7 protein-coding genes are annotated in these 12,927 nt (G+C 48.2%); 4 read left to right on the top strand and 3 right to left on the bottom strand.

What is annotated here, in order from left to right:
• Positions 1-32: 32 nt before the first annotated feature.
• Together addA and addB are read right to left on the bottom strand one after the other, a co-directional pair.
• Positions 33-3,737 carry a helicase-exonuclease AddAB subunit AddA gene (gene addA / locus GYO_RS28160; RefSeq protein ID WP_014113302.1) on the bottom strand — a complete coding sequence of 1,235 codons (3,705 nt, stop codon included), beginning with the start codon at positions 3,735-3,737 and terminating at the stop codon, positions 33-35.
• Positions 3,724-7,224, bottom strand: coding sequence for a helicase-exonuclease AddAB subunit AddB (gene addB / locus GYO_RS28155; RefSeq protein WP_014113301.1), 3,501 nt, complete (start codon positions 7,222-7,224; stop codon positions 3,724-3,726). Before addB ends, addA begins: the two co-directional genes overlap by 14 nt.
• Positions 7,225-7,407: 183 nt before the next feature.
• On the opposite strand from addB, the gene GYO_RS28150 reads away from it, so the two are divergent.
• Together GYO_RS28150 and GYO_RS28145 are read left to right on the top strand one after the other, a co-directional pair.
• Complete coding sequence (locus GYO_RS28150) at positions 7,408-7,845, top strand: ferritin family protein (protein WP_014113300.1); 438 nt, start codon at positions 7,408-7,410, stop codon at positions 7,843-7,845.
• A gap of 116 nt (positions 7,846-7,961) precedes the next feature.
• A complete protein-coding gene (locus tag GYO_RS28145) occupies positions 7,962-8,291 on the top strand; it encodes a four-helix bundle copper-binding protein (protein ID WP_041520913.1) in 330 nt (109 codons plus the stop codon).
• 35 nt (positions 8,292-8,326) lie between these two features.
• Here the strand turns inward: GYO_RS28145 and GYO_RS28140 are convergent, their stop codons facing one another.
• Positions 8,327-10,054, bottom strand: coding sequence for an SgrR family transcriptional regulator (locus tag GYO_RS28140; protein ID WP_014113298.1), 1,728 nt, complete (start codon positions 10,052-10,054; stop codon positions 8,327-8,329).
• Positions 10,055-10,167: 113 nt separating this feature from the next.
• On the opposite strand from GYO_RS28140, the gene GYO_RS28135 reads away from it, so the two are divergent.
• Entirely contained in the window at positions 10,168-11,370 is a 1,203-nt protein-coding gene (locus GYO_RS28135) for an MDR family MFS transporter (RefSeq protein WP_014113297.1), read from the top strand.
• 107 nt (positions 11,371-11,477) lie between these two features.
• A complete protein-coding gene (locus tag GYO_RS28130; RefSeq protein WP_014113296.1) occupies positions 11,478-12,632 on the top strand; it encodes an AbrB family transcriptional regulator in 1,155 nt (384 codons plus the stop codon).
• Positions 12,633-12,927 lie beyond the last annotated feature (295 nt).

Below are 12,927 nucleotides of genomic sequence, written 5' to 3'. Positions count from 1 at the left end.
TCCTTCTGAATTCCCGGAGCTTACGGATCTCGCTATAATGTCAGAATGTGCCCTCCGTCAAAGAAATAAAGCGCACATCCCTTTACCTTTGTTTTTGCAATTTGCTCAACTGCCTTCGTGTACAGCTGAATTTGCGTTTCATATCGTTTCTTCAAGATCGGGGCTGCTCCTTCAAAGCCGTGCTGGAATTTGCCCTCAATCCGGTCTGATTTATAGTCCAAGAGATATAAGCCGTCCTCAGTTTCATAGAGACAGTCGATGATTCCCTGCACTAAAAGCGGTTCATCCGCCTCCTGTGCATCAGGATAGATCTCCTTGGCCGGAAGCGCTAAACTAAATGGCACTTCCCGGTCCTTCCATTTAGCGCCGATCAGCTGTCCGCCGATTTCTGTATGGAAAAATTGCACGATTTCTTCTATATCAATAGCGTTTTTTTGTTCTTCAGTGAGCAGTTCTTTTTCATAAAGCTTGTGAACCGTCTGCTCCGCTTCTTCTATCGTTGGGATATGTGTAAGCGGGATATGCTGCATAACCGTATGCATGGCCGTCCCTTTCTCCGCCGCTGTCAGGCCTTTTTTCATCATAAAAGCGGGACGCCTGTACAGAATGCTTCCGTCAGCAGGTTTAACGGGGGCCCGGCCGCTGTATTCATCCTCGTACTCTCTTTTTCTCTTGATCTCAGAAACCGACTGCTTTGTACGAATTTGTGTGACCTCGTGATGCGGGTATGTCCAGCTCAGCTGCTCGCGGGCTTTTTCATCAAATGCAAACGAGCCGGGAACTGGTTCACCTTTGCGGATCGCTTCTAAGCGTTCGCTTTTTTCTTCCGTTCTTTCTTCCAGATCATCATCCAGCAAATCATAGGAATGAATCATTCGAACGGCAAAACGAGCCGGGTGTCCTGATATATCAGCATGCATAGCCGCATCGTTTTCAGCCAAAACCTCCATATCTCTGTGTCTGGCAAGAGCCGGTCCGATGAAATCTAAATACGTTTTTGCCTGATAACGGTCAAATTCCGGAAGAAGCCAGTCAGTTTGAGACGCGGATGCCTGCCATTTTGCGAGCTGTTTCTGATGATCCTTGCACGAGCCAATCAGAAACAGTTTTTCTTTCGCTCTCGTTAATGCAACATAGAGAACACGCAATTCCTCTGACAGCAGCTCCCTGCGCATTTTTTTCTTCATCGCAATGAGCGGCAGCGTCGGGTAGCTGATGCGCAATTGCGGATGAATATACTTTGTGCCGAACCCAAGCTCCTTGTCCAGCAGGTACGATTTGTTCAAGTCCATCATGTTGAAATTCCGGCCGAGACCTGCTGCAAACACGACGGGAAATTCGAGCCCTTTGCTGCTGTGGATCGTCATTAAGCGGACAACATCCTCCTGCTCGCTGAGCGCTCGCGCCGTTCCAAGATCATCGCCCCGCTCCTGCATGCGTTCGATAAACCGCAGGAAACGGAACAGGCCGCGAAATGCCGTCGATTCATATTGGCGCGCACGGTCATAGAGAACACGCAAATTGGCCTGGCGCTGTTTTCCGCCCGGCATCCCGCCGACATAATCCATGTATTTCGTGTCGCGGTACACTTCCCAAATCAGCTCAGATACTGAGTGGTTTTTCGAAAACGCACGCCATTTTTGAAGATGTCCGTAGAACGTTTCCAGCTTTTGGTAAAGCTCGTCGTTCTGGTCGCCGGCAGCCAAATAGTCTTTCATCGCTTCATAGTACGGCGCTTTTTTATTTTCAAGCCGGATCAAAGAGAGCTCGTTTTCATCTGCTCCGACAATTGGTGAGCGCAGAACAGAGGCAAGCGGTATATCCTGATACGGGTTATCGATTACCTTCAGCACAGAAAGCGCGACGGCAACTTCGACCGCTTCAAAATAGCCTGACGTTAAATTGGCGTAAACCGGTATGCCCTGAGCTCTTAGCTCCTCCATGATTTGCGGCGCCCACGGCATGGAGCGGAGCAAAATCACGATATCGCGGTATTGAATATTGCGGTGTGTTTTCGTTTTTCCGTCATACACCTTAAATGGTGATGAAATCAGCTTGCGAATTTCCTTAGCGATCGCTTTCGCCTCGAACTGCACCGTTTCCAGCTCTTCTGCTTCTTCGCCTGCATCCGTCTCTTCTGCGTTGTCGATCAGCAGCAGCTCCGTTTCCGTCTTATCATTGTCCGGATACGCCGCACCAAGCTTCAGCTCAGCCTGCTCGTCATAATCAACCTCACCGATTTTGCCGCCCATCAGCTGTTTAAATAAAAAGTTTGTGCTATCTAAAATATCAGCCCGGCTTCGGAAATTTTTATTCAAGTCAATTTTCCGTCCTGTGCCTTCTCCGCTCTCTGTAAACCGTTTGTATTTGGAGAGGAAAAGAAGCGGCTCCGCAAGCCTGAATCGATAAATGGACTGTTTGACATCACCTACCATAAACAGGTTGCCTGTTTCCTCCGGTCCGCTTGTGACGAGCTGCAGGATCGATTCCTGCACTAGGTTGGTATCCTGATATTCGTCAACGAGCACCTCATGAAACTGCTCTTGATAAAATCTTGCTGCCTCGCTCGGCTGGCGCTCACCTGTTTCATCCTCAGCTGTCAAAATGGATAAACAGTAATGCTCCAAATCAGAAAAATCAATGATTGATTTTTCCTGCTTCGCGGCTTCGAACCGTTTTCCATAGCTGATGACAAGCTGTACGAGCGTTTCAATAACAGGCTTCATGTCGGCCAAGCTTTTCAAATGCTGTTCAGGACTTCTTGTGAAGTAGTCGGTTTTAAGCTTTTCAAGCAGTTTTTTTGCACCGTTTCTCAAATCTGTCGCTTCTTCAAGGAGTGCAGGATCAAACTCGTCTCCTTTTACTGCTTTCGCGCGCTTAAAAGAGACTGCGGGCACCCGCTTATAAAGCTCAGTGAAATCATCCTGATGCTGAATCAGTTCATCAAGCTGCCCAAGATCATCAAGAAAATTGTCAGCGCGCGGCGCGGGGCCGCCCGGCGCTTTCGTCAGCTCAAGCGCGCGCTGAAGCTTCTCCTTTGCTCCGTTAAGCACCATCGCAATATCCTCTTTGACATATTGATAAAACGGAAGCTCCTCGATGGCGCTCTTTTCCGATACATCATACAAATGAACAAAGCTTTCCAGCCATGCCTCCGGGTTTGGGTGGGAACGTGAATACTCGTACACCTGTTTGACGAGAAATTGCAGATCCAGATCGTGCCGGTCTGTCGTGTAGCGGTCAACAAGTTCAAAAAACGCCTTTTCGCCCTTTGCGTATTCGTCTTCAAACAGCTCGTCCAGCACCTCATCCCCGAGCAGCTCGCCTTCTGTCTGATCAGCAATCCGAAAGCCCGGATCAAGATCAATCAAATAGTAATATTTTTTCAGCACTTGCAGGCAAAAGGAATGAAGTGTCGAAATGCTGGCCCGGTTTAAAAGAGACAGCTGGCGTCTGATATGCAGCGAGCCGGGGCGCTTTACAAGCTCTTTTTCCAGGGCATCCGCGATCCGGTGTTTCATCTCTGCCGCTGAGGCGTTTGTAAATGTCACAACGAGAAGCCGGTCTACATCAATCGGGTTTTCTTCCGCGGTGATTTTCCGGATCATTCGTTCAACGAGCACAGCGGTTTTACCGGAGCCCGCCGCCGCTGCCACGAGAATATCCTGGCCGGTTGAGACAATGGCATTCCATTGGTCATCTGTCCATGTGCTGTCTGCCGGTTTAGGAATGTTCATTGCCATCCGCCTCCTTTTTTATCCACTCAAGTATCGTCTTATCCTTTTCAGCCTTTAACGGGCGATACTCGTTTTCTTCTAATGACTCATCAAATTGGCATACTGATTTGAACGCACAGTATGTGCACGGCGTCTTGTTCTTCATTTTATACGGCTCAATCGATACGCGTCCGTCAGTGATTTGTTCGCCTGCTTCTTGGAAGGTGCGGCGCACATGCTTCGTCAACAGCTCAAATTCCTTCTCGCCGACTGCCGCTGAATCCGATCTGAGAGAGCCGTCTTTCTTCAAGCCCGCGTTGATGATATTCGACCGTCCCTCTTGAAGGGTCGTATCCATGAGGCGAACCGCTTCCTGATCGCCGAGGAGCAAGCCCTTCATTTTAAATTTCTTAAAGATCTCCTGTTCAATCTCGTCAAGCCCAAGCGGGAGATTAGATTGAATCATCGGGTCATGAATATGGAAATACAGCACTCCGGCAGGCGTCGCCCTCATTCCGAGCCAGTCAGCTGAATGAGTAATTGATAAATCAAGATACGTCAGCATTTGCAGCGCCAGTCCGTAATATACTTCCGCTAAGTCAAGGCCTTTGTCGCTTGATTTATAATCGACAATCCTTAGGAGCAGGCCTTTTGAGCTTTCCGCTTTATCTACGCGGTCAATTCGCCCGACGAGTTCCATCGTGCAGCCGTTTTTCAGCTTAAAGGTCAGCGGCGGAAGCGGCCCTTTTCCTCCAAAGCCCAGTTCAAGCCCAATCGGCACAAATCCGCTCGCTTTCGCATGCTCGCTTAAAATGCCAGACACGCGTGTCACAATTTTTTGCAGTTTTTCCTTTACATAATAATGCCGGTTTGAGCTGAGCAAAATTTCCTTTTGCAGTTTCGGCGCCAGCCGCTCTACCGCATCATAGGAAAACAGTTCGCACTGCTCTTTCGTTAAATCGCGCCAATCCATTTTTTGCTCGCGCAGCCGGTCTGAAATCAGCTTTAAGCTGGAATGAAACAGCTGGCCGATATCCGGTGCTTCGAGCTTGAAAAATTGCCGTTCCTTTAGATGCAGCCCGTGTGATGCAAAATGGGAGAACGGGCACGCGTTAAAGGTTTCCATTCTCGATACACTGCCCTGAATGCGTTCACCATAAAGCTGTCTCGACACGCTGCGTTCAAGCTGCTTCACTTCATTCCGGAAAAACAGGCTTGAGAACAGCTTTTTCGATTGCAGCCTGTCCGGCTCACTCATCAGCACATTGTACGTGCTCCACCAGACGTCGCTGATGTCGTATTCCCGAGTCCATAATCTGAGCTGGCTCGCGGTAAAGGACTGTGCCACGCTTTTATTGACGACATACATAAGCTGTTCCTCATCGCTGACCTGTTCAGGTTCATTTGTCAACAGACGCTCCTTATGCTGCGGAAACAGTTCTTCCAGCCGTTTAATGACAATCGATGGCAAAAGCGTTTTTCCTTCCGCATCGGCAATCGGATACGATACGTAAAGCCGGTCAGACGGACTGGAAAACGCCATATAGATGAGGAAATGCTCATCAAGCAGACGCTCCCGCCCGCCTGAGGAAAGTTCAATCCCAACCGTTTTCAGCCATTCCCGGTCATCGTCTGACAGCACCCCATTTTCATCGGGGCGTGCAGGCAGAACGCCGTCGTTTGCCCCCAGCACAAAGGTGCAAGAGGTGCCGTACATTCTGGATAAATCCATATTGCCGACAAACACCTGGTCAAGCGCAGGCGGAATTAGAGAAAATGTAAGCGACTCCGCGCCGGCCTCCATCATTTGCTGAAACAAATCAAGAGAAATCTCTTCATCTCCCATCATTTCAACAAACTCCTCAAGCAGCTGAATGACTGCATCCCACGCCTGCTGATGCTGCTGCGCTTCAATGATTCTGCCGTCTTCCTCAGCACGCTGTCTTTCCTGATCCAGCTTCAGCGGCACATCCGTCTCTTCTAGATAGCGGTAGAGCGCCTCCGCCTTCTCCTGAACCGTCTTTGCTTTTTTCATTCGTTTTTGAAGCTGAAAAAGCGGCGGAACAATCCAGTCGCGTGTGTCATTCAGCATGTTTTCCATTTCGATTTCCTGATCGGTTTGCGCAAAATCATCATCCAATGACACAAAACGTCTGTAATGGAAACGGTCGCCCCTTGTCCAGCGATCGCCTTTGATCCCGTAGGCGATACAGTAATTTTCAAGCTGATCGACCTGTTCTCTCACCTTAGTTTTCGGCTCGTTAAGCGGGAATAGCAGTTCGGTTTTCACGCAGCGAAACACCGCTTCATAAGGCCAATTCCCTTTCAGAACATCAATGCTCGACCGGATAAATTCTATTAACGGATGGTTCAGCATAGAAGCTTTTCCGTCAATGAAATAAGGAATCTCGTAATCTGCGAAAACTTCCTTCACCATATCCTTGTAGTCTTCCGGCTGGCGCGCAAGAATCGCTACATCCTTATAGCGATAGCCCTTCTCTCTGACAAGAGCGTGAATTTCCCGGGCAATGCCTTCCAGTTCAGCTCGTCTGTTTGCGGCCTGCATCACAGTAAAAGCCTCTTGTTTTTCTGCGTACGGGATGGCCGGTCGCGCTTCATACTGCGCCTCTAGATGTGCCAGTTCCGGCGTCTGCGTATGCCGCTCAGTCCCGCTTAGCTCTTTATAGGTAATGTCCAGATTCAGTTCCTTCGCCTTCTGATGCAGGCGATAATACGTTTTTCCCGTCATTCTGAACAATTCCAGTTCATGCGGCTCCCGCTCATATGACGGCTTGTCCGCTGTGAGCGAAAACGTGATGTGCTCCGCATGAACCATAAGCTGCTCCAACACCCTGAATTCCTGCGGTGTAAATTGATAAAAGCCGTCCACATAAATATGCGCGCCTTTTATATCTTCCGCAAACGGAATATGCTCTGCCAGCAATGTCAAATAATCCTCAGAGTGAAGATATTGATCTGCAAGGCTTTTTTCCATCTGCTGATACAGAATTGATAAATCATGAAGCTTTTCAGATAAAACACGTTCCCCGCGATACTCGGAAGCCGTTCCGCTTTCCGCCATCCGGCGGATATCTTCCGGTTCCAGGCAGTAACGCTTAAATTCTGTCAGCATCCGTTCAACCTGTGCGGTAAATCCGCTTTTGTCACTTGCTTTTTGATAGACTTTAAACTCCTGTTTATGCTCCTCAATGAGCTTCCGCAGGAGCATCTGTACGCCTGTGCTCGTAAGAAACGGCCTGCTCATTCCTCCCGTATGCTGAAGGACGCGCCAGGCCAATCGTGAAAAGCTGAACAATTGAGCACGTATCATTCCGCCCATATCAGGCGTTTTAGCAAGCTCGTATTCCATTAAAAACGTCATTTGATCCGGGACTAGAAAAATGATCGGTTTCCCGAATGGAGCCCGGCGCAGTTCATCCTGAATGCTGTCGATGATCAGCTTCGTTTTTCCACTCCCGGATCTGCCTACTAAAAACTCTGCTCCCAAATTAGAAGACCCCTCTCTTTTTATCTCTATATATTTTATCGAATGTTGACGAAAATGACCAATCTGATCTATTGGTAAAAACGGCCTTTTCACATATAAAAAGCTGATGATCTCCGCACATCTCTCCCTGCCCAACATATACTTTTACAGAAGCCCAATTCCTAAGAATGGAGTTGAACCCTTTTGCATTACAGCTACTATCCCTATCCGGCGCCATACCGGGAAGATCCTGTTTTGATTCGGAATCTGGAAAAGGCCATTAACGGAGAATTCAGTGCGATTCAATGCTACCGCAAGCTTGCCGAACTTACCCACCGCGATGAAGTCAGAAAACAGATTGAAGAAATCAGGCGTGACGAAATGCGCCACCTCCGTGAATTTTCCACACTGTACGGTGCCATTACCGGCAAACACATCATGCCGAAACAAACGGAGGAATGCCCGGACACTTTTACAAGAGGACTGGACGCCGCTTTTAAAGATGAACAAGAAACAGTCGACTTTTATTTGCGTGCGGCCGAGGAAACCTCAAACTTAAAAGCGAAAGGCATCTTTACGCGCGCCGCACGGGATGAACAACATCACGCTGTCTGGTTTCTATACTATCTGATGGAACGTTAGATATACCCGTTAAGGGTATATGTACATATCCATTCCCCAAAAACACACTCACCTGTTTTTTTCAAATGCAGCCGGGAAACATAAAACCATACACTGCCATACAGGGGGAATCAACCATGGAGCAATATGTAGAAGCTTGTATTGAGGCTTGCATCGATTGTATGGAGGCTTGCAATCATTGTTTTACAAAATGCCTGGAAGAAAGCGCGCATCACGATCTCAGCGGCTGCATCCGGCTTGACAGGGAATGCGCGGATATTTGCACGCTGGCGGTCAAAGCCATGCAAACGGACAGCCCGTTCATGAAAGAAATTTGCGCACTTTGCGCCGATATTTGTGAAGCGTGCGGCACTGAATGTGAAAAGCATGATCACGATCATTGCCAAACATGTGCGAAGTCCTGCTTTGCCTGCGCTGAACAATGCCGCAGCATGGCAGCGTCTTAAAAGACGGAGAGGGTTCAATAATAGAACCCTCTTTTTTATTTGGACAGCCACACGGAGTACAAATCAATCCACCCCTCTTCATCAAGCATCAGACCTTTCACATTCTCACTCGATGTCACCTGCAGTACATTTTGATACAGCGGAATCGCATTGAACTCCTGTATAAGCTGACAGTCAATGTCCTGCAGCATATGGATTCTCGAACAGCGGTCAGACATTGAAAATATCCGTTCTGTCATTCCTGAGCATATCTGTTCCAGCTTTTCAGATAGATGCTGACACAAAAAACTGTTCTCCGACAGCAGCAAATGCAAAAAACCAAACTCACTGTCTTGATAAAACGTCGCACTGTCATGAATGATATCCGCCATCTGCACGATTTCGTGCCGGCGCAGCTCAGCAGAATCACAGAATTGAAGTGTAAGCCTGATGCCATGTTGGGCGCAAACATTTTGAATCCACTCGGCATCCTCACGATGATCCGCTTCCGAAAAGGTATACAGCACCAGCGTTTCTCCCTCATATCCGCTCTGCTTCAGCAATTCAGAAGGTGAAACGCCTCCCCAATCGAAAGGACTCGGATGCAAAAAAGCCGTAACCGGGGTTCTGCGGTGCCCTCCCGCTTCACGAACGAGCCGTTCAGAGGAAATCAGCAGGCGGAGCGCTTTTCTAAAGCTTCGATGCTGAAGAGGCCCCGTCTTTTTCAGATTGAGTGACAAATACTGAACATGCCGCTCATCAAAAACGGTTTGCTGCTCAGAAAATGTTTGTTTTTCTTGAATGGTAAAACCGTTCATCTCTCCGGCTTGTTCAGAAAACACAAACTCAACGCGATCCAAAAAGGGCCGTCCCTTGAAGTAGCGCTCATTGGCTTCAAGCACAAGCATCTGCCCGCAATGCTGATTCACCCGAAAAGGCCCTGTTCCATTGATCCCGCCGCCCTGTTCTGCCGGCAGAATGGACAGCCGTTCATCACAAAGAACATACAGCAATAGCTCATTCGGCTTATCGAGTATGATCTCCACACAATAAGAGCCATTTTCTAAGACTTGTTTCACTCCGTGTAACAGCCATTTATACGGGTTGTCAGCCTGTGTCAAAAAGCGCTGAAACGTAAACGCAACATCCCGCGCTGTCAGCGGCTGTCCATTATGAAAAGACACACCCTTTCGAAGAAAAAATCTCCATCGTTTTTTCCCTTCCTCTTCCCATCCATGTATCAAATGAGGCTTCGGCTTCTGCACAGCCGAATCAAACGTGAGCAATGTATCAAATATTTGCTTGACGAAATGCCCCTCAGACCGCAAAAATATTTGGCACGGGTCCAAACTGCTGACTGATTCAGGGGTGATGAACAGCCGGAGAACATCCTTTTCTCCATCCCGGCCGGTCTCTGTCACAAAACCGAATACCTCAGAAAACCACATGCCATATTCGTTTTGAAGCCCTGGAAACGCGGACTGATACTGCTGAAGCAGCTCCTTTGCCTTTTTAAGCTTTCCAGCCATTGTATATTCCTTGGCAGTTTGAAGAAGCAGTTCTTCAGGCTGGCAAAGAAACGCGATTTTGGATTTGCGGCCGCGCCCTGCCCCGCTTTCCCGTATGATCCAATTCTTGTTCTCCAGCTTATGTAATATGAGCTTTGCATTTCTTTCTGTACAAAATAAACAGTCAGCAACTTCAGTGAGCGTCATTTCGTTCATTTGCCCATACGCAGCGCGTCCTGTTTTCACAAGTGCCACGTAGTGCTCAATCAGCTTCAATCCCAACACCTCCCGACAAAAGGGGAATCTTTTTCTCTTATTTTCTTCACTTTTTGGGCCGCCGCCCCTTCTATACACTACTACTATATCAAACAGCGAAAGGCGGCGATCACATGTTGACCAGCTTTCAAGCTATAAAATCGAGATATACCGCTCCAGTTTGGCTCCGCTTTATCGGCGAAATGCTGACAAGCCTGACGGGTGCAATGATGGGTCCTTTTATGGTGCTGTACCTGCATGAACAATTAAACGGCAGTGTCATGATTCCGATGCTGATCATCAGCCTTCAGCCATTTGCTGATATTTGCCTGACACTCGTTGCAGGACGGGTAACGGACCAGCTTGGGCGGCGCACAGCGATTCTGATCGCATTGCTGCTGCAATCAGCGGCCATGGCGGGGTTTGTGTTTGCCGATCATGCGTATTTTTTTGCCATTCTCTACGTCATGAATGGCATCGGGAGATCGTTGTACATACCTGCTTCCCGCGCCCAAATCGCCGAAAGTACGCCGGAAAGCAGACGTTCGGAAGTGTTTGCGGTCATCAATGCGATCTATTCGGCGGGCCTGACGGCAGGGCCGCTAGTGGGGATGTTGCTGTACAATCATAACCCCGTGTGGATATTCGCATTAGATGCTGCGGCATTGTTCATCTACTTTCTGATCGCTGCACTGAAACTGCCAGAAACAAAGCCGCTAAAGACAGCTGTAACATCGGAAATGTCCGAAAGCTTTACGATATACAGGCCTGTACTGCTTCTGTTGCTGCTTTCTCTCCCCATCAGCATGTTATACGCGCAAACAGAAACAACATACAGGCTGTTCAGCAAAAACATGTTTTCCGATTATCTATCCATGCTGACCATCTACTCGGCGGCAAAAGCTTTATTCAGCTTTGTTCTCCAAGTTCCTCTTGTAAAAGGGACAGAAAAACTTTCAATGAAAACGATCCTTCTCATTACTTATCTCTGCTACTCTCTTGCGGCTGCCGGCTTTGCATGCTCTACCTCCCTGACAATGCTATTAGTGACGGCAGCGGTGATGACAGTTGGCGAAAGTATCGGACTAACTCACATCCAGACCTTCATTTCAAAATTGTCACCGCCTCATCTGCTCGGCCGGTTTTATGCGGTATACGGCCTGCATTGGGATATATCCCGCTCAATCGGACCACTGGCAGGCGGGCTGATCCTGACATCGTTTGGCGGAGAAATGATTTTTTACGCCCTTGCCGTGTGTTTGCTGGCAGCGGGTTTATGCCTGACTTACACAATCGAGAAGCTCGAACACAAAGTCATAAGAAAAGTGAATGGCTAATAGAAAATAATTCATAATTTCTTTATCAACGAAAATATACTATAGTAATAATACATTCACTACGTGAACAATTGGAGTGCTACGTGAAAAGGAAGAAGGGTTTTACATTGAAGAAAGACGAAAATCTCCTCAAAGATCTATGGTTTATCGCAATCAGTGCTGCCGGGGGGTTTATTCTTTCATTGACCGGAATATCGATTGGATGGATGATCGGAACGCTGATTGTCGCCTGCTGTCTCGCTATGATACGGCCGGCATGGCTGATGATGGCGCCAGACCAAAAAGGAATTAACCGCCGATGGCTCGCCCTCGGGCAGATGATCCTCGGCATCGAATTGGGCCAAAAGCTGAACTTATCCGTTCTTTCTGTCCTCAAAGACCATTGGTTTTCAGTCGGCGTTATGCTGATATTGTCTATACTGCTGGCCATGCTGTCAGGATATGTGCTTTGGCGTTTCAGCAAAACAGATATGATGACAAGCTTTGTCGGCACGGCTCCCGGCGGGCTGTCCGCCATGCCGAGCATCGCGCAGGAGGTCGGCGCCAATACCGCCATTGTCAGCCTTGTTCAAATGATGCGGGTGCTGCTCGTGGTGCTTTCCATTCCGTTTTTAGTCATTCTGATCTATACAAAACAAGATCGTTCCGCAAGTGCCGCAGCAGAAACACTTTCCTCAACAACGATAGATTTTAGGCTCGCTCCCGTTTTATGGACCGCCGTTTTGATTCTCGCTGCTTGGGGAGCTTGCAAAGCTGCGAAATTTTTAAAGTTTCCGGCTCCTTGGCTGCTCGGCAGCATGCTCGGTGTAGCACTTGTACACGTTGGCGGAGCTGCGGTGACAGGGCACGACATGACAGCTTGGTGGCCGTCACAAGCTAACCATGTGTCGCAAGTATTTCTCGGGGCAACGATTGGCTCTAAGATGTACAAAAGCATGTTTGCCGGCGTCAGCCGCATTATCATCGTCGGATTTGTCTCGTCCGTCGGTTTAATCGCAGCTATGTTTTTAAGCGCCGTGATCGTATCCAAGCTGACAGGAATCTCGCTCATCACTTCTGTTCTGGCATTTGCGCCCGGCGGCATTGCAGAAATGGCAACGACGTCTGTTACCTTGCATGCCGATTCCACCTTTGTCGTTGCGGTTCAGGTCATACGCGTCATCCTTGTCATTGCCCTCTTGCCGCCGTTTTATCGTCTGCTTCACCATCTTCATGGTGAAAAAAAAGGCAAAGAGCGTTCGGTAAGCGGCAGTAATGCCTAGTTGGAAAAAATCCCAACATGGTAGACTTAGGCAGTAAAGGATAGGAGTTACTCTATCTGTAGAGTATGGAAGACTTCAAAATGGGGCAGGTAAGTGAAATAAAAGGGTTCAAGAATTAAGTCCACAGGAGTTTGCGGATGCTGTAAAAGAATCATTTGGCAGGGATAGTTAAAGAACTATCTACAAAGGTAGAGCAATTTCACACTTATTTAAATCTCATTTTGTTAGAAGTGATTCAAGGTTATGTACAAACTCAATATAACCAAAAAAACCATTCTTGCTTAATAGCATAGGA

The organism is Bacillus spizizenii TU-B-10 (assembly GCF_000227465.1).
Lineage (GTDB): Bacteria > Bacillota > Bacilli > Bacillales > Bacillaceae > Bacillus > Bacillus spizizenii.
Note: the sequence above shows the minus strand (reverse complement) of the source record. Positions and strands in the feature narration are given on the sequence as shown.